Consider the following 19535-nt stretch of genomic DNA (forward strand, 5'->3'; position numbering starts at 1 on the left):
GTTGGAACGTATCAGACGATTTATTCGCGAGTTGTCCGAACATCAGTGGCTGGAGCAATTACAGCTGCGCAACTGGGACATTACCCGCGCTTATTATCATGTGCCAGGACAGTATGAGGATCAGGGTGAGTACCCCGAAGGGCAAGATTTTGAGCGTTTTCCGAGCAAACAGGGAACGACTTATTTTTTCAGAACACGTTTGGAGATTCCTGCTACATGGCAGCAAACACCTTATGGGCTTGTATTTGAGACAGGCGGAGAAGGCTTGCTTCGGGTAAATGGGAACTCTTATCAGGGCCTTGACCGCAATCATACCTACGTCACGCTTGATCCATCAAAAGTCGGAAACGCTCCAGAACTGGAGATCGAGATGTTTGATCCGGTACCTGAACCTGTAGACCCGTTGAATCAACAGGCGGTTATTCAGCCGCCAATCACATCAATTACGAGCTTGCTGGTGAGACCCAATGAAGCGGTTCGTAGTCTGATGTATACCGTCATTATTGTCCGTGATTCGGCTGTGTTGCTACCGGAAAGTGACTTTCGGCGGGTTCGCCTGTTAGAACTGGTATATCGTGCGATGGATCAATTTGTAGGCATGTCAGCAGAAGAGATTGAGCAGGGAGAGGGTATTCGTCAGATTGAGAATAATCTGAAGCATCATGTGCGTGAGATTGGCGGAAACGCTGAAGGTCTGGAGCATATGGTGGGACAGTCACATATTGATATTGCCTGGCTGTGGCCTGTACGTGAGACGGTACGCAAAACGAGCCGTACTTTCTCCACCGTGGATGCACTCATGAATGAATATCCGGACTATGTTTATTCCCAGAGCCAACCCTTATTATATGCGTTTCTGAAGGAGCATGATCCCGAGCTGTACGCGCGGGTGAAGCAGCGGATTGTAGAAGGCCGCTGGGAACTGGTTGGCGGCATGTGGGTTGAGCCGGATCTGAACATCCCGAGCGGGGAGTCCCTGATTCGCCAGATGTTATATGGTCAGCGTTTCTATATGGAGGAGTTTGGCAAAACATCACAGATTGAATGGTTGCCGGATACGTTTGGGTATTGTGCCTCCCTGCCACAGATTTTGAAGCATGGAAATGTGGAATATTTCATGACAACAAAGCTCGGATGGAACGACACAAATGTGTTTCCATACGATCTCTTCCACTGGGTGGGCATTGACGGCACACCGATCCTGTCCTACCTCAATCATGGTGTTAACGAGCATACGTTGCCGAAGGACATTCATGATCACTGGCAGTCCTACCGTGAGAAAGCGGCTCATCCGGAGCATATGCTTCTATACGGACACGGAGATGGCGGCGGTGGCGTAACACGCGAGATGCTGGAGTATGTGGATCGCGCAGACCTGATGGTTGGACAGCCTGCGAGCCGATATAGCACAGCTGGAGCTTTCTTTGCCGGAATTGAAAAGGAGCAACCTGTACTTCCGAAGTGGCATGGCGATCTGTATCTTGAGTTACATCGAGGAACCTACACGACCCATGCGCGCAATAAGCGCAACAACCGGAAAGCGGAGGTTCTGTATCGAGAAGCTGAGCTGTGGAATACACTCGCTCTGCCAGATATGGAGGCAGATGCAGAAGCTGAAGTGCGTTCGAATCTGCATGAAGGCTGGAAGCTGATTTTGCTGAATCAATTCCACGATATTATACCAGGATCGGCAATTACGGAGTCCTACGTTACTTCGAATGAGGAATATGTACAGGTATTTGAATTAGGCAGAACCGGACTGGATCAAGGCATTGCAGCATTGACAACGGGTATCAACACAGAGGGACCGGAAGGTTCAGTAGCCTATGTTGTATTCAACAGCCTGGGCTGGAAACGGAGTGCAGTCGTTCAACTTCCTGTGCAGGATGGCTTGGATCGCTACGGCATCGATGAAAAATGCCAGCGCTTGCGGATGGATCGGGAGGATGGCAGCATGTCTATTCTCGTGACGGACATTCCGGCGTTTGGATATAAGACGATTTGGCTGGTACCGGAAAATACAAGGGAAACGAATGTACGGGAAATGACCACCCTTGCCGCACAACCAACCTTTAATGATACATGGGATACTGCCTTTTATCATGTGCAGTTCAACGAACGTGGGGAGATCACTCGCCTGTGGGATAAATCCGCGGAGCGTGAGATGTTGAAGCCGGGTGAACGAGGCAATCAACTTCACTTCTTCCACGATCGTCCAACGCTTTGGGATGCATGGGATATCGACAGTCGTTATGAGGAACAGATTGCTTGCGAAGTGGAACTGTTGGAGAAAAAGCTGGTGCTGGCGGGTACAACGAAAGATGTCCTGCGTTTCCGCTGGAAGCTACATCAATCGGAAATCACACAAGATATCGTCTTTTATCATGACTCACGACGAATTGACTTCCAGACACAGGTGAACTGGAACGAAAATCACAAACTTCTGAAAGTTGGCTTCCCGATTGATGTGGTGACCTCCAAGGCAACATTCGAGATTCCATTTGGCACACTGGAACGCCCAACACATCGCAACACAAGCTGGGAACAAGCGCAGTATGAAGTCTGTGGACATCGCTTCGCGGATGTATCCGAATATGGATACGGCGTGAGTCTGCTCAATGATTGCAAATACGGGTATGACGTGCAGGGAAGCACCATTCGTTTGTCCTTGCTGCGTGCACCCAAATGGCCTGATCGCACAGCCGATCTGGGAGAACATGAATTCACCTATTCCCTGTATCCACACGACGGAGACTGGAGAAACGCACACACCGTACGTCAGGCCGCCGAGTTAAATCATGAGGTGACGGTACAGCAGGTGAACCAAGTGCAACAAAAGGGCCAGATACAACAAGAGCAGCAGATAGAGCAGGTACAGCAGAGGGAAGAAGTACAGCAAAGCACAGGGACTGGAGTCGATCCAATTGCAGATGCAACTGCAAATGCGGCACCTGTACGTCCAGCAACAGGCTCCTGGATTAACTTTAATAGTAATCACGTCATTCTCGATACGGTCAAAATGGCAGAGGATGGGCACGGAACAGTCCTTCGTTTCTATGAATCGTCAGGCAAACGCGAAAACATCACATTGCAATGGCCACATGCCTTTGAACAGGCGTATCACTCCAACGCACTGGAAGAACCGATCCAACCACTGGCCCATACCAATGGCCAGATTACACTATCTTTTAAACCTTACGAAATACAAACCGTGCTACTGCGGTAAACCTTTTTGAAATATTTCGAGCTATATATGTTCTACTAAAAATTCACACGTTAACGGAGAGGACAGAAAGAATTCGAAGAAGCGAAGCGTTCGCCTTTATCCCCAGATTTTACCCTTTAGAAAAGGGAATCAAAAAAATCTGGGGATAACAGCGATCGGAGGATATTTCTGACCGCGTAGTGGTCCCGTGTAAATTTTTTGTTTCATCCTGTATAGCTACACCATTCAATTTGTTTAAGGAGTTGCACTCATCCATGGAACAGTTCAGATTACCCAAAATACCAATGCCGCCTGTTGGCTTGCCACAATCCATTCAGGCTGTGCTCGAAGAAGCAGAACAGAAACTGGCTCACCGACCAAAACTGCTTCAATTATTCAAAAACTGCTTCCCCAACACTATAGAAACAACAACTAAGTTGATGGAGGACGGTACGACTTTTGTTATCACAGGAGATATTCCGGCTTCCTGGCTGCGTGATTCCGTGGAGCAGGTGGTACATTACATTCCGTGTGCAAAAGAAGACGAGGACCTGCAACGTATTATTGGCGGGCTGATCAAACGTCATATCCAATATGTTCACATCGATCCATATGCCAATGCCTTCAATGAGACTGCTAACGACTGGCATTGGAACACGACGGACGAGACCGAGATGTCACCTTGGGTGTGGGAACGCAAATTCGAGATTGACTCATTATGTTTTGTTGTACGTTTGGCCTATTTATATTGGAAGGAAACCGAGCTGACCGACATTTTTGATTCAAGCTTCAAAGCAGCGATGCGTAAAATCGTGGACCTGTTCAAAGTCGAACAGCATCACATGGAACAATCTCCATATCGCTTCACTCGCAATAACGGTATCCCAACAGATTCCCTGCGCAATCACGGAAAGGGTATGCCAGTCAACTACACGGGTATGATCTGGTCCGGTTTCCGTTCCAGTGATGATGCGTGTGACTTCCACTACAATATCCCTGGCAACATGTTCGCGGTTGTCGCTCTGCGCCAAATGCAGGAGTTTGCCGAGTGGGTGTTCCGGGATATGGAACTTTTGCAGGAATTGAAGGATCTGGAGCAGGACGTGGATCACGGCATTCAGTTGTATGGTATTTATCGTCATCCGGAATTTGGACCGATCTATGCGTACGAGACGGACGGTTATGGCAACCACTGTCTCATGGACGATGCGGGTACACCGGGACTTATGTCCATTCCATATCTGGGTTACGTCACAGCGGATGATCCGATCTACCAGAATACGCGCCGTTTTGCCCTGAGCAAAGAGAACCCGTTCTATTATGAGGGTAAGGTTGCCAAAGGGATCGGAAGTCCGCACACCCCACCAGATTACATCTGGCATATGGGATTGTCCATGCAAGGACTGACTGCGCAGTCTGCCGAGGAGAAACTGGAGATTATTCGCATGCTCGAAGCGACAGATGCAGATACAGGTTATATGCATGAAGGCTTCCACGCCGATGATCCAACGATTTTTACACGAAAATGGTTTGCATGGTCCAACAGCCTGTTCTCCCAGTTGGTCTACAGATCGATGAAGGATGGCCTGTTATGAGTATCCAACCTAATGATAAAAAGCTGATTATCTTCGCTGATCCTGCGTTTCCGATGGAAGGTGCTTCTCCAACTCATGAGGCTCTGAATACATGGAAAGCAGTTGAAGAGATCACCGTTGTAAACGCCGAAGAACTCGCAGAGGCTTTGAAGACCACAGCAGGTGAAGGATGTCTGGTCAATATGCATGCACCCTATTTTCCCAAGTTCGCCTGGACGGAGATTGCCGCTTACTTGCATCAGGGCGGAAGCCTGATCAGTGTGGGGGGCGCACCCTTCAAACGTCCGGTTCGATATGAAAATGGGGCATGGGTTGTAGAGTCCGAGCAGACCGCGTATCATCAGGAACTCTATATTCATGAGGCACTGAACGTATCTTCTGCCAATGTGCAATCGTACACTTCATCCGAACAGATCCCGCTTCTCACTGGGAAAGAGGGGCTGTTCGAGAAGGCAGATACATGGAATTTGGTTCCACATACAACCAAAACAAGTGATCTGCCCCACCAGATGGGGTCATCAGGACCGATGAGTACGCAGATTTATCCATTGCTTCGTGGCATGAGTAAAGACGGGCGCAGTGTCGCCGCTCCGGTCGTTCTGTGGGAAAACTCCCGCGGGACTTTCGTTGGTTCACGTTGGATGTTTGTGCATCTGCCGCTGACCACCTCATTCTGGACGCAGGATGGTGCTGCCGAGATTGTGAAGTGGGCGCAATTCTGTGCGCAAGGTGTAAACGAGTTATCCCTCAAAACGAATTATGCTTCGTATGAGCCAGATGAGCGGGCTGTACTCACACTTCAAGGTCAGATTTTACAGCGTGCAGGCAATAGACTTACCGAATCCGAGCTGTGGACGTTTGACATAACGGTCGAGCATGAAGATCGCACAAGTGGCACGACGGAGAAGGTATGGAGCCATCGACTGGAGATGGAACTTTCCGGTGAGCAGCGGTTTGAACGCATACTTCTCCCGGTTTCCATTGAAAGTGGGCTGTATCGGATCATATGCCACGCGCAGGCTCCTGACGGTGAAGTTCGGACCTTGCGTCAAGGCTTCTGGGGACAGGATGCTGCACTGCTGGCAGAAGGGGAAGTGATTACCCGCAGCAGGGATTATTTTGTAAAAGACGGACGTCCTCTCCCTGTTGTGGGTATGACCTACATGACCTCCGATGTGGCACGGAAATTTTTATTTCTGCCCAATGCGGATGTCTGGGATCGAGACATGGCTCAGATGGCAAAAGCCGGCATCAACTGGATTCGGACGGGAATCTGGACCGCCTATCGCAACATGATGCAGGTGGACGGACATATGGCAGAGGATGTGCTTCGTGCCATTGATGCATTTATTTTAACGGCAAAACGCCACGGCTTACAGGTCACATTCACCTTCTTCTCCTTTACACCGGAGACATGGGAAGGCACGAATCCGTATTTGGACCCGCAGAGTGTCGAGGCTCAGAAACGTTTTATCCGCAGCATCGTCAGTCGTCACACGCATACAACCCATGTGGACTGGGATCTGATTAATGAGCCATCGATGTTTGATCCGGTGCGCATCTTCTCGGCTGGCCCACGCTCGGCAAGGGATTCATATGAACAGCAGGCTTATATCACTTGGCTTGAGCAGCGGCATCAGACAATTGAAGCGTTGCAGGAGGCATGGAACATGTCACCGAAGCAGCTTCCGAACTTTGCAGCCGCGGCTATCCCCGAGGCGGAAGAGATTAATTTTGATGTACAGGACATGCACAAGGCCAAAAAGGGAACACGCTGGCTCGATTACTGTCTCTTCTCTATGGAGATGCACAATGTTTGGGCAAGAGAGCTTGTAGGTACGATCAAGGATCAGGTACCGAATCATCTGGTCACTGTGGGACAGGACGAAGCCCTTGGTGCACAGCGTCCTTCGCCTTTCTTCTATGAACGTGAAGTGGATTATACAACCGTGCACTCCTGGTGGTTAAACGATGATCTGATCTGGGATGGCATTTTCGCTAAAACGCCACATAAGCCAAATCTCATTCAGGAGACGGGCATCATGTATGTGGAAACCCCCGATGGGCGAGCTAAGCGTACGGAAGAGGAGCTTCGTGGTATTCTCGAACGAAAGTACGCCTATGCTTTCTCGACAGGCGGCGCTGGCGCCGTGCAATGGATCTGGAACACCAACTTTTATATGGATAATGCCAATGAGTCCCATATTGGGGCCCTTCGTGCAGATGGTACGGAGAAACCCGAGGCGGATGTGTCTTATGATTTTGGCCGATTCATGGATGGCATTCGTGATCTCTTTGAAGACCGCGATCTGGAGGATATTGCAGTGGTGTTCCCGTATTCCAATGACTTCTCCAACCGTGCCCTCGCCTATGATGCCACAACAAAGCTTACTCGCGTGATGTCTTATGATCTGAAATTGCCATTCCGTGCGTTATCCGAATATCATCTGGAAGCGTTGGAGCAGCAGCCACCGAAACTGATTATCGTACCGAGTCCGCACAATATGGAGAGCGATGCACTTCAACAATTGCTCACGTTTGCGGAGAAGGAAGGCACAAGTCTGCTCATCACTGGACCGCTGGGGCTGGATGCATACTGGAAGGCAACTGACCGGGCCGATCATATCGTAGGTAAACGCAGTCTTGGTAATGTACAGCGGGAAGAACTGCTGAATATTAATGGCGTGAATCACCGGGTGACCTATGGACGGCGTCGTATCGCCGAGGTGGCGAAGGAGACGTTGCTTCATGGGGATAATGGTACAGCAGATGAAGTAACCGTATTGCCTTTGGGTAAAGGGAAATTAATCTGGACTCCACTGCCGCTCGAGTTAAATGGACGGGACGAGCCACTTGCTGAATTATATCGTTATGCGACTGAAATTTCGGGCATCGAACAGGAGTTGGAATGGATATCTGGCGGAGATATCGCAGGGATCTACGGCCGGAAGCTGAGTTTTCCAAAAGGGAATCTGTATGTATTTGTATCGGAGTTTGCCTTTAACCATGAAGTTCAAGTGAGAGATCAACGTACAGGTGTATCGTACTCGTTCCAATTGGAGAAAAATCGTTCGGTGTTATTTGCCACGGATGCTTCCGGAAAGCTGATTGCGGTGTATCGCCCTGATGAGGTTGAGATTGTACAACAAGAGGAAAGAGGTGGCATAACGCAATGATCAAACGGACAAACAAGTCGAAGAGAGCACATATTATTTCGCATACCCACTGGGATCGGGAATGGTACTTGCCGTATGAGAAGCATCATATGCGTCTTATTCAGCTCGTCGATTCACTGTTGGATCAGCTTGATGAGGGATCGGACTATAAAAGCTTTTATTTGGATGGACAAACGATTATTATCGATGATTATCTTCAGGTTCGCCCGGAGCAGAAGGAAAGACTGGAGAAGCATATCCGCAATGGGCGGATTGTGATTGGACCATGGTACATTTTGCAGGATGCGTTTCTGACGAGTGGAGAAGCCAATGTGCGCAACATGCAGGTTGGACATAAGGACGCCAAACGTTACGGCACCCCTTCGAAAATTGGTTACTTTCCCGATACATTTGGATTGGTCGGACAGACTCCGCAGCTGATGCAACAATCAGGCATTGATAATGTGTTTTTTGGACGTGGTGTGAAGCCTACCGGATTTAATAATACGGTATCGGATGCCGGATATGAATCAAGCTTCTCGGAGCTGATGTGGGAAGGACCAGACGGATCAAAAGTACTCGGCGTATTGTTTGCCAACTGGTACTCCAACGGAAATGAAGTTCCAGTAGACGAGGAATCGGCCCGCAAGTTCTGGGAAACCAAGCTTGCACATGCCGAGAAATATGCATCGACCAATGAGTTGTTGTACATGAACGGATGTGATCATCAACCAATTCAGCGAGACCTGCCAGAAGCGATTCGCATGGCTGAACAATTACATCCCGATATCGAGTTCATTCACTCCAACTTTCCGGATTATCTGGAAGCTTTGAGAGCATCGTCTGAACATGAACTGTCCACGGTCAAAGGAGAACTGCGCAGCCAGCGTACCGATGGCTGGGGAACTCTGGTGAACACCGCCTCGGCTCGTGTGTATCTGAAACAGATGAACCAGCTGGGCCAGACTATGCTGGAAAAAGTGGCTGAACCCCTGGCATCCTACGCCTATCTGCTTGGACATGCCTATCCACATGATCAACTGACGTATGCCTGGAAAACGCTGATGCAAAATCATCCGCATGACAGCATCTGTGGATGCAGTGTGGATGAGGTGCATCGCGAGATGGTGACACGGTTTGATAAGAGCCGTCATGTAGCAGAGGCTTTAATTGAAGAGAGCACCAGCCAGATTACTACAGCTGTCGATACCTCCATATTTGAGCGTTACGGCGAGCAGGCTCGACCTGTTGTGGTATTTAATACAACGGGTTGGGAACGCAGCGGTGTAGTTCAGATGGAACTGGACGCGGCTCGGTTGTATTTCCGGGATGGACATACGTTGGAAGAGATGGCGACGCAGATGAAAGCCGTTGACCTGTCATACCGCGTACTTGTAGATGAAAATGGTAACCACATTCCATGTACGGTGGAGGATCTGGGTCTGCAATTCGGCTATGATCTGCCGGATGATCGCTTCCGCCAACCGTATAGTTGTCGGCGAGTACGTATTCGTTTTGAAACAGAAAATGTAGCTGCATTTGGACTAAAAACCTATGCATTGGTCAACTTTGTGGATCATTCAAAGAGTGGCTCTCCATCGAAAATAAATACCTTGTTGCGTGGTGAACGTGGCATGGAGAATCAATATTTGATCGTCACGATTGCAGACAACGGTTCATTCACACTCACAGACAAACGAACAGGCCGGACTTACAAGGACCTTGGCGTGTACGAAAATGTGGGTGATATCGGTAATGAATACATGTTCAAGCAACCAGAGAATGAAGTGGCGCGAACAACACACGAGCTTCAGGCCGAGATTCGGGTCCTTGAGGATACATCATACTTGGCCTCGTTTGAAGTGATTCATCATTGGGAAATACCGGAGTCTGCGGATGAGATGCTGGATCAGGAACAACGGGAGCTGATTTATTATCCATACCGTAAAGCCCAGCGTTCAACTAAAATGATTCCGCTCCAGATTCGTACAGTGATATCACTGAGTCGTAATGGAAAAGGAGTACAAATGGAAACAACCTTCAACAATCAGGCGAAGGATCATCGGGTGCGTGCTCTTTTCCCAACGGATCTTGTATCTGCTGTTCATCATGTGGATTCCATGTTCGAAATTGCAACGCGTGATAACAAGCCTGCACCGGAGTGGCAAAATCCAAGCAATACACAGCATCAACAGAATTTTGTGGATGTGAGTGAAAAGGACGCCGGATTGGTCGTTGCCAATCTGGGCCTGAATGAATATGAAGTCCTTCAGGATGGTCGCAACACCATCGCGGTTACGCTGCTTCGTGCTGTAGGCGAACTCGGAGACTGGGGTTTGTTCCCGACACCTGAAGCACAATGCCTTGGTGAACATACATTTCAGATCGAGATCATTCCGCATGATGGAAATGGTGCAGCGTCAGGTGCATATATCGAGGCCTATCAGTTCCAGGTTCCTTGGACGCTGGCACAAACCGAAGTACACACGGGTTATCTGACACCTAACAACACACCGTTTGCATGGCAAGGAGACGGCTTGGCTTTTTCTTCACTCAAGGTAAATGAAGATTCCGGTGATGTCATGTTACGCTGGTTCAATATGACCACCGACTCTGCCACGTTGAAGCTTGCAACATCACAAGCGAATCCGCAGCCATTCGAAACGGCATACAAAAGCAACATCCTGGAGGAAGAGGGCGAAATACTTCATCTCAACAGCATAGAAGAGGCATCAACATTATCATTTGCCACCAAGGAATGGAACATACAGACAGGTTCATGCGAGATCGTTACTGTCGGCTTGCGCCGCTGAGAAAAGTTGTTTAAAGAGTCGAAAAACAGAATTTTGAACACACACTAAAAGGTACAGGACTGCAAGTGTACTATAAACTAGGCATTACGTACGGTGGCAGAAGGGTTACGCTATTTACCAGATCTATGAGTTGAGTTATTGGTTGTTTTTCTATAGAATGAACAGTAGAATTGCAAATGATCGAAAGTTCCTATGCCATCAAGATGGTCAGGGGTACATTTCATTGTTCATTCTATATTGAAACATTAAGGGGGCTTGAAGCCATGGAATCCTTGGGAGGACTGCTTCAGCAGCTGAACCCTGCCTTTCGTGAGCAATCGCGGCGGATTGCGGCGGAATTGATGGAAAATCCGTACGTACGCGAATTCCGCGCAGGTCATCCTGAACTGCAAGATGCACAGCTCATGACCGATCTGAGCAAGCTGTTTCAGTACGCCAAAGACTCTAAGAACTGTGCGAATTGCCCAGGACTCGACAACTGCCCTAACGATTTTCAGGGCCACTTTTGCAAACTGGAAGTAGAACATTTTAACGGTAAACCCGAAATCATAGATATAAAAGCACCTTGTTCCAAACATATCGCCCGGCAAAATGAACATATTATTAAGCAACGCATTCGCAGTTTCTATGTGGACGAGCGTGCGCTCAGTGCCGGATACAACGATGTGGAGATTATGGGCAAGGATCGGATGCGTGCTCCGGCAGTGAATCAGGTGCTTCGGTATATTAGCGAGACCAAGGAGAACGGATTATCTCCGCAAGGACTGTTTCTGGAAGGAACATTCGGGACGGGCAAGACGTTTCTGATGTGTTACCTGTTGCATGAACTGGCGGTTGCAGGCCACACGGGTGTCATTATTTATATGCCTGACTTTGTGGAGGATCTGAAATCCATGATCAGTGAAGGGCAGAAGCTGAAGGAAATGACGGATATTCTGAAAAGTTGTGATCTGCTTATCTTTGATGATATCGGGGCAGAGAATCTGAACCCTTGGGTTCGAGATCATGTGATGGGGTCCATTCTGAACTATCGGATGAATCGTAAACCTACGTTCTATACGTCCAATTACAATCTGGATGGGCTTGAAAAACATCTTAGTTTCACCAATCGGGACGGCGAGGAAATGAATAAAGGCCAGCGTCTCATGGACCGGATTCGTCCATTCGTGGATGTCATCTCCGTTCGGGGTGAGAATCAGCGCGGTAAACGTTAAACCGATCTAATTGAACGAAACGGTTCTGGACAAGGTTAATCTTCAAATCATCGGTGGAGCTTACGATTTAGAAGCTGAGCTGATTGCAATCAAAAGCTAAAGTAGTCCCAAAAAAAGCCTGGCTTTCGCATTGTCGCGAAAACCGGGCTTTTCTGGTCCTGCGTGAGACCTGTGAGTGTCTTATTCGGTGAGGAATTTGAAGATAACCATACCGAAAAAGATCACTGTCATCAGGCCGGCCATGCCGGCAACACCCGCGATCAGATCAAATAGATCGTTGCGGGGTTCCTCGTTCACATGTTCACGCGGGTCGCTGATCCGCACATTTGCATCCATGTTATTGCCTCCTTATGGGGAAACAGCTTGCCCGTATGGGGGCTGAAACCCGGAGTAATTTTAGTATACTTGGAAAAGAAAGCGTTTGTAAAGATTTTGCAGTTAGTATGCCACATCCTGTAATTGTGAAGATTTGATGTTGGGAAGATGAACATTGCAGCGTTCAATTCACAAGTTTGACGTACCTGTGTTATACTGGAAGTGTCGTTCACGACGTTACAGGTTAAAATAAACCGTAAGTATATATAAGGAGGACAATTTCATGGCTATTGTTAACGTATCCGATCAATCCTTCAACGCTGAAGTAGAAGGCGAAGGAACGGTTCTTGTTGATTTCTGGGCGCCTTGGTGTGGTCCTTGTAAAATGCTCGCTCCAATCCTGGAAGAGCTGTCCACAGAAGTTGGCGATGCAGTGAAAATTGCTAAAGTTAACGTGGATGAAAATCCGGAATCAGCTTCCCGCTTTGGCGTAATGAGCATTCCAACTTTGATCTTCTTCAAAGACGGTCAACCAGTAGATAAAGTGGTTGGTCTGAATTCGAAAGATGCGCTCAAAGGAATTATCGAAAAACACCAATAATTTACAGGCTTACACATACGCCTCCGGTTTACATGCCGGGGGCGTTTTGCGTCGAATACCTTTATATAGGACAATATAAAGTATACTATTTATATAAAATGAAACTGGAAATTTACATGTTAACGGAGAGGACAGAAATGAGCTGTAGAAGCGAAGCGTTCGCCTTTATCACCGGATTTTCCCTTTTAAAAAAGGGAATCGAAAAAATCTGGGGATAACAGCGATCGAAAGGTCATTCTGTCATCGGAGTAACTCATGTAAGGTGAGAATTTCAGCTTTTTCGGGAAGGAGGATTCACCGAATTATGGATCAATTCATCAATGATTTGCAGGATCAGGAAAAGGCATTGGAGCAGATTCGCCACAAGCTCGCTTTGCTGCCAGACATGTCTGGATGTTACCTGATGAAGAACAGTGAAGGCACCATTATCTATGTTGGTAAGGCTAAAGTTCTGAAGAACCGCGTACGCTCTTATTTTATCGGCAGTCATAACGGAAAGACCCAGCGTCTGGTGTCCGAAATTCGTGATTTCGAATATATCGTGACGGGCAGTAACATGGAAGCACTCATTCTGGAGTGTAACCTGATCAAGAAACATATGCCGCGGTACAACGTGTTGCTTAAGGATGACAAGACATTCCCATATCTTAAAATTACAAATGAAAAGCACCCCCGGCTGGAAGTAACCCGGCGTGTGCTGAAAGATAAAGCCAAATATTTCGGACCTTATCCGAACTCGTATGCGGCACACCAAACGAAAAAATTGCTCGATCGCATGTATCCACTGCGCAAATGTGGTGTAATGCCCAAAGAAGTGTGCCTGTATTATCATATGGGACAGTGTCTTGCCCCTTGTGTGAAGGAAGTGGAGAAGGAGCAGTACGACGAGATTTCCCAAGAGATTGGTTCATTTCTGAGCGGTGGTCACGAAGAGATCAAGAAGGATTTGCAGCGTAAGATGCAAGAGGCTGCGGAGGATCTTTATTTTGAACGTGCCAAGGAACTGCGCGATCAGGTAATCGCCATCGATGCGATGATGGAAAAACAGAAAATTACGATGGCCGATGCCAGAGACCGTGATGTATTTGGTTTTGCCATTGATAAAGGCTGGATGTGTGTCCAGATTCTATATATGCGTCAGGGTAAAATGATTGAACGTCACGTATCAACCTTCCCGTTTTACGGTGAGGCGTATAGTGACTTCATGTCCTATGTAACACAGTATTACAGCGATAATCCGGCATTGCCACAAGAAATTTTGTTGCCGGAAATGCCCAAGGATCTTGCAACGGATAACGAAAGTTTGGATACAGTATCTGATGCTGAGGGATCGGTGCCTGCCGCAGTTACGGTAGAATTCGAGCAGATGGGACAAGTGGAGCGCAGTGACGCTTCCCAGCCACTGGTTGCTGAGACTCGTGCAACTTACGGAGGTTCCACTGAGGCAGAAGGTGAACAACCTGACAGTATGCAAGAGGATGCTCCAATAATGGATCCAACTGCTTCAACTGAAAAGCTTCCATCAGGACTGGAAGACCCAACTCAGGTTGCTGCTGCTTTACAGGAGTGGTTGGAGATCAAAGTGCTCATCCCGCAACGTGGATTGAAACGCCAGATGATCACCATGGCCGTGGATAATGCACGTGTGGCATTGGAAGAGAAGTTCCGTTTGATTGAGCGAAATGAAGAACGTACATCCAAAGCTGCCGAAGGACTGGGACGTTTTATTGGATTGGATCAGCTTCACCGTATTGAAGCGTTTGATAACTCGAACATCCAGGGTACAAACCCGGTATCTGCCATGATCGTATTTACCGATGGTAAACCGGATAAGAAGGAATATCGGAAGTACAAGGTCCGTTCGGTTGAAGGGCCGGATGATTATGAAACGATGAGAGAGGTCATCCGTCGCCGTTACGAGCGGGTATTAAAAGAAAACCTGACCCAGCCTGACTTGATTGTGGTCGATGGTGGTAAAGGACAGATCTCGGCTGCGGTCGATATTTTGGAAAATGAGCTGGGGCTGTTTATTCCGGTATGTGGTCTGGTGAAGGATGCGAAGCATAAGACTTCACAGTTGATGATCGGTAATCCACCGGAAGTCATCTCCCTGCCACGGGATAGTCAGGAATTCTACCTGTTGCAGCGGATACAGGAAGAGGTCCACCGTTTTGCGATCTCGTTCCACCGCGAGCAGCGGGGTAAATCGATGGTGACGTCCCGTTTGGATGCCATTCCGGGGATCGGAGAGAAGCGGCGTAAGCTGCTGTTGAAGCATTTTGGCTCTTTACGCAAAATAAAAGAGGCCAGCGTCGAAGACTTCCGGCCTCTATCTATTGGTGACAAATTGGCAAATCAGATTATTGCAGCACTTCGGGATGAGGAGTCGTAACATACGGCTTCTCTTTTTGTTTTGGATTGAATTTGTAGACCACATATCCAACGATGGCCGGCAGTACAATCCAGAAGAGTCCAGCTGTCATATTCAGGGCATCGCCCATAAAGACCAAGCTGAGTCCCATCAGCAAGCTGTCGAAGATCACATGAGCAAATACAACGGCAATGAAGCCGTGACGCAGCATGATCAGACTAAACAGCAATCCAATCACCATCAGCTCAATGGGCCGGGTGATTACTGGATAGATCGGATACAATGTGTGTCCAAGTGCCCAAATGATGGTTGGAATCAGACATGCGATAAAAGTATTACGCACAATCTTCTGCATCATACGAATGCCGAACAGTCGATAGACGGCTTCTTCACCAATACCGGCCATCCAGGCCATAATCGGGAAGATCCATGCGTAGCTCATATTAAATGTAGATTGATCTGCTGACGTCGTTGACCATGTGCCAATGCTTCGCTCTAGTATGAAGAACAGGATGGATTGCACACCCAGTAGAATGAATGCCCACAGGTAACCAGCAACCATGCTGTGAAGTACATATTTTCCGTATCCCGGTTCTTTGGCACGAGGCCAAGGGTTCAGACCGATTTTACGCCACATGCCGTCACCGGCAACAAGGGACAGATAGATGGTTGCACTCATGACGAGCGTAATTCCCGTCTGCATTAACATCAGGAACGCTAACATGAAGCTGGAGAGCCCTTGTGCCTGAAAGAGTGGAATCATGTTCAGCGTACCAATTACCGAAGCTGCGAAATACACCACCGAGAGAATGATCCCGCGTTTGAAAGACGTATGTGTTCGGGTCAGAATGCTATAGATAATGGCCAGCACGCCCAGAACAAGGGTCAGGAACGCATAGCCGCCATAGGTCATCCAGTTGGCTTGACGCGTCTGAGCTTTCACATAATCGGTATGGGATTCAGGGACCGAGAAGCCAGGATCGAACGATCGTACCGCACCCTCTTCAAACGTAAAGTTCAGTTCCAGCTTGGAGTCTCCAATGGCTTTTGCAGAATCTGTATACTTCAGTCCCGCTTCACCATCGCGAGTCTCCAGTTGAAGTGTCGGCACCTCATAACCGAATTCGTTCAGAACGCCAGCCGCGAGCTGTTGTTTCTCGTCCAGAGACATATTGCCTTCAGCAATTACTTGCGATGTGGTCACTCGTCCACTAACCTGTTCCGCCTCAATGGCGGTATAGAGTGAAGAAGGTAGTTCTCGTTTGAAGCCGACGACTTTTCCTGTTTTCATATGTACGTCAACATTAAGATAACCGCCCTTGTCTTGATCAGGCAAACGAACGCGGAATACATCGTAAGGATAGCTTGTTTCCCATTTCTGGTTATAGGTATCAAGTTGTTTGGTTTTGGCCATATACCCGTAGATATCCGAATGTGTCTGGTAGGTTACCAGGGTTTTTGCATCATCATTTGGCAGTGTATAGTCATTCACAGAAGCTGCGAATGATCGTGCGGATTGCTTCGCCTGCTCCTTGGTTATGAAGGACGTGGATGAAATTTCTGTCGTTTGCGATGAGGTAGCAGGAAAGATCTGAAATACAAAAAATAGAATCAGGCCAATCGCCGCAAGCAACCCCAGCCGCTTGAAGTTAGCCTTGAGTTGCAAAGGCTGCCCTAAGGGATTCATGTAATGGTGTTCCTCCTTTATTGATAGAGGTAGTTCAAAAAGTTTCTATCTTCATCCCATCTTCTTGGTACTGAAAACCGCCCTTTTTGAACACGCACTAATATGGATATTAAAGTTAACATAGCACAGGCCAAGCACCGAATGCCAATGATGTAACGAAAACAGGTGTAAATCCTTGAAAATGAATGAAAAGGACCGAAAGAATCTGATCCATCCGTCGCCATATCTGAGTTCTTCCCTTTTTGGCTGAATTCGATCCGATTTACACAAAAAACGTTTTGTCTACAAACGTCGCAGCGCTTATAATTTTGAAACAAATGTGCAATGATTCGCATGTCTTTCGCCCAACAAGGGAACGAATAGGATATATTCCAACTTCATTATATATGTCGTTTTAATCTGAATCATACTTGTTTAACGTTTGGGAACAGCATTTCAAATGAAGAAGGCTCCACGGGTGTGGAGTTATTTTCATTTCAGAAGAGGTGGAAGATACTCAAGTGAAACTGAATGTGCAATGGATGCGATTATCGCCACCCCGTATTCTTGTGTTAGGGTTTGCTGGCATCATATTGGTAGGCACACTGCTGTTAATGCTTCCGGCATCCAACCGTAACGGTGACAGTCTTGCATTTATTGATGCGCTCTTTACAGCAACTTCGGCTGTTTGTGTCACTGGTTTGGTTGTGGTCGATACAGGGACTCATTTCTCGGTGCTGGGTCAGGTTGTGATCGCGATTCTGATTCAGATTGGCGGACTGGGCTTCATGACAATGTCCACATTGGTTGCCATTGCGTTCAAACGGCGGATCTCGCTCAGGGAAAGGTTGATTCTACAGGAAGCGATGAACCAGAGCACGATGGAGGGCATCGTCCGGCTAATACGGAAAGTTGTGATTTACTCACTCATTATCGAAGGCATATGTGGCACACTGTTTGCCATCCGCTGGTCGTTCGACATGCCGGTCGGACAGGCGATCTATTATGGCTATTGGCATGCGATCTCGATGTTCAACAATGCGGGCTTTGATATGTTTGGGGATTTCCGCAGTTTGACCGGTTATGTGTATGACCCGTTGGTTAATTTTACAGCAATGTTCTTGATTGTCTCTGGCGGTATCGGTTTTGTGGTGTTGTCAGACCTGGTGGATTACCGCAAAACGCGGAAGTTGTCTCTGCACTCCAAAGTTGTACTGTTAATGACTGGATTGTTGATTGTGTTTGGTGCACTTGTCATTTTCGTATTTGAATTTAGCAATCCACGGACACTGGGCGGCCTGAACTGGGGTGGCAAAATACTCGGTTCCTTCTTCCAGTCCGTTACGCCGCGAACAGCAGGAGCCAATACGGTAGATATTGCCGGACTCAGGCAGGCAACACAGTTCTTTATGATCATTCTGATGTTCATTGGTGCTTCGCCAGGTTCTACCGGAGGCGGGATCAAAACAACGACATTTATGATTATGGCTGGAGCGGTCATCGCCATGATGCGTGGACGTGAAGATATCGTGTTTTTCCGCTATCGGCTTGTACAGGAACGGATCTTCAAGGCGCTTACCATTACATTGCTGGCGCTTTTGTTCATCATAGCTGTAACGATGGCACTGAGTACCACAGAAGACGCCAGTTTTATGATGATCTTATTTGAAACGACATCGGCCTTTGGTACTGTAGGATTATCGCTTGGACTGACGCTGAAACTGACTACATTGGGCAAACTCCTGATCTGTTTTACGATGTTTGCAGGAAGGCTTGGACCGATCACATTAGCGTATGCACTTGGGCAGAAAAAGGGTAAAGAGTTATACAGGTATCCGGAAGGCAAAATGATTATTGGATAAATCTATTTTTAGTGAGTTTTGAAATTGATTTGGATAAGGGGTTCGTGAAGAACAATGAAAACACAGCAGTTTGCGGTGATTGGGCTTGGGCGATTTGGCTCCAGTCTGGCACAGGAATTAATGGAACTCGGCTACGAGGTGCTCGGGATCGATAAAAATGAAGAAGTCGTCGAAGACATTAGTGAATTGGTCACCCATGCCGTTGTAGCCGATGCCACAGATGAGGAAGTGTTACGCTCCCTGGGTATTCGAAATTTTGACTGCTGTATCGTTGCTATCGGGGATGATATTCAGACGAGCATTCTCACCGCGATTCTGTTAAAAGAGCTGGGCGTCAAGACGGTCGTGGCCAAGGCCATATCCGTCCTTCACGGACGCGCATTGGATAAACTGGGGATTGATCGTGTTGTTTATCCTGAGCGGGATATGGGCATTCGGGTTGCCCACCAGCTGGTTACCCCGAACTTGCTGGATTACATTGAATTATCCAATGATTACAGTATTGTCGAGATGAAGGTTCCCGCCTGTCTGCATAACAAAACCCTTTCTACCCTGAATGCACGTGTACGTTTTGGTTGCAGCATTGTGGCGTTACAGAAAGAAGCTGGGGTCATTATCGCTCCGACGGCACTGGATTCGCTTCAAATGGGGGATATCATGGTCATTATTGGTAATAATGCAGATATCGACCGATTTGAAGAAGAGGTTATCAGCCAAGAGAGCTGATAATTATCATGA

11 protein-coding genes are annotated in these 19535 nt (G+C 47.8%); 9 read left to right on the forward strand and 2 right to left on the reverse strand.

Annotated elements, in window-relative coordinates; genetic code table 11:
• Position 1 precedes the first annotated feature (1 nt).
• From MHB71_RS30720 to dnaI, 5 genes are all read left to right on the forward strand, one after another.
• Positions 2–3226 carry an alpha-mannosidase gene (locus tag MHB71_RS30720; RefSeq protein ID WP_340028411.1) on the forward strand — a complete coding sequence of 1075 codons (3225 nt, stop codon included), beginning with the start codon at positions 2–4 and terminating at the stop codon, positions 3224–3226.
• A gap of 254 nt (positions 3227–3480) precedes the next feature.
• Complete coding sequence (locus tag MHB71_RS30725) at positions 3481–4800, forward strand: glycoside hydrolase family 125 protein (protein ID WP_340028412.1); 1320 nt, start codon at positions 3481–3483, stop codon at positions 4798–4800.
• Entirely contained in the window at positions 4797–7976 is a 3180-nt protein-coding gene (locus MHB71_RS30730; protein ID WP_340028413.1) for a beta-galactosidase, read from the forward strand. Before MHB71_RS30725 ends, MHB71_RS30730 begins: the two co-directional genes overlap by 4 nt.
• Positions 7973–10768, forward strand: a complete 2796-nt coding sequence (locus tag MHB71_RS30735) for an alpha-mannosidase (protein ID WP_340028414.1) — start codon at positions 7973–7975, stop codon at positions 10766–10768. Before MHB71_RS30730 ends, MHB71_RS30735 begins: the two co-directional genes overlap by 4 nt.
• 263 nt (positions 10769–11031) lie before the next feature.
• Positions 11032–11982 (forward strand): primosomal protein DnaI, encoded by a 951-nt coding sequence (dnaI, locus tag MHB71_RS30740; RefSeq protein ID WP_036605787.1) that lies wholly within the window; start codon positions 11032–11034, stop codon positions 11980–11982.
• 180 nt (positions 11983–12162) lie between these two features.
• Here dnaI and MHB71_RS30745 read toward each other — a convergent pair whose 3' ends face one another.
• On the reverse strand, positions 12163–12318 hold the full coding sequence (locus tag MHB71_RS30745; RefSeq protein WP_017692450.1) for a hypothetical protein: 156 nt from the start codon (positions 12316–12318) through the stop codon (positions 12163–12165).
• 262 nt (positions 12319–12580) lie between these two features.
• On the opposite strand from MHB71_RS30745, the gene trxA reads away from it, so the two are divergent.
• Both trxA and uvrC read left to right on the forward strand, forming a co-directional pair.
• On the forward strand, positions 12581–12898 hold the full coding sequence (gene trxA, locus MHB71_RS30750) for a thioredoxin (protein WP_036605788.1): 318 nt from the start codon (positions 12581–12583) through the stop codon (positions 12896–12898).
• A 304-nt stretch (positions 12899–13202) separates the two neighbouring features.
• Positions 13203–15290, forward strand: coding sequence for an excinuclease ABC subunit UvrC (gene uvrC / locus MHB71_RS30755; RefSeq protein ID WP_340028415.1), 2088 nt, complete (start codon positions 13203–13205; stop codon positions 15288–15290).
• On the opposite strand, the gene MHB71_RS30760 is transcribed toward uvrC, so the two are convergent.
• Positions 15259–16956, reverse strand: a complete 1698-nt coding sequence (locus tag MHB71_RS30760) for a type II CAAX endopeptidase family protein (protein WP_340028416.1) — start codon at positions 16954–16956, stop codon at positions 15259–15261. The genes uvrC and MHB71_RS30760 overlap by 32 nt on opposite strands.
• 500 nt (positions 16957–17456) lie before the next feature.
• Here MHB71_RS30760 and MHB71_RS30765 point away from each other — a divergent pair, with 500 nt between their 5' ends.
• Positions 17457–18797 carry a TrkH family potassium uptake protein gene (locus MHB71_RS30765; RefSeq protein ID WP_143781474.1) on the forward strand — a complete coding sequence of 447 codons (1341 nt, stop codon included), beginning with the start codon at positions 17457–17459 and terminating at the stop codon, positions 18795–18797.
• A 54-nt stretch (positions 18798–18851) separates the two neighbouring features.
• Positions 18852–19523 carry a TrkA family potassium uptake protein gene (locus tag MHB71_RS30770; RefSeq protein WP_017692455.1) on the forward strand — a complete coding sequence of 224 codons (672 nt, stop codon included), beginning with the start codon at positions 18852–18854 and terminating at the stop codon, positions 19521–19523.
• Positions 19524–19535: the final 12 nt, after the last annotated feature.

Source organism: Paenibacillus sp. FSL H7-0940, assembly GCF_037979415.1.
Taxonomy (GTDB): Bacteria; Bacillota; Bacilli; order Paenibacillales; family Paenibacillaceae; genus Paenibacillus; species Paenibacillus amylolyticus.

What these genes read in the sequence shown, in the direction of transcription:
- dnaI (WP_036605787.1), top strand. Translation starts at nt 11,032, where the DNA reads ATGGAATCCTTGGGAGGACTGCTTCAGCAGCTGAACCCTGCCTTTCGT.
- uvrC (WP_340028415.1), top strand. Translation starts at nt 13,203, where the DNA reads ATGGATCAATTCATCAATGATTTGCAGGATCAGGAAAAGGCATTGGAG.
- MHB71_RS30760 (WP_340028416.1), bottom strand. Translation starts at nt 16,956, where the DNA reads ATGAATCCCTTAGGGCAGCCTTTGCAACTCAAGGCTAACTTCAAGCGG.
- MHB71_RS30770 (WP_017692455.1), top strand. Translation starts at nt 18,852, where the DNA reads ATGAAAACACAGCAGTTTGCGGTGATTGGGCTTGGGCGATTTGGCTCC.
- MHB71_RS30725 (WP_340028412.1), top strand. Translation starts at nt 3,481, where the DNA reads ATGGAACAGTTCAGATTACCCAAAATACCAATGCCGCCTGTTGGCTTG.
- MHB71_RS30735 (WP_340028414.1), top strand. Translation starts at nt 7,973, where the DNA reads ATGATCAAACGGACAAACAAGTCGAAGAGAGCACATATTATTTCGCAT.
- trxA (WP_036605788.1), top strand. Translation starts at nt 12,581, where the DNA reads ATGGCTATTGTTAACGTATCCGATCAATCCTTCAACGCTGAAGTAGAA.
- MHB71_RS30730 (WP_340028413.1), top strand. Translation starts at nt 4,797, where the DNA reads ATGAGTATCCAACCTAATGATAAAAAGCTGATTATCTTCGCTGATCCT.
- MHB71_RS30745 (WP_017692450.1), bottom strand. Translation starts at nt 12,318, where the DNA reads ATGGATGCAAATGTGCGGATCAGCGACCCGCGTGAACATGTGAACGAG.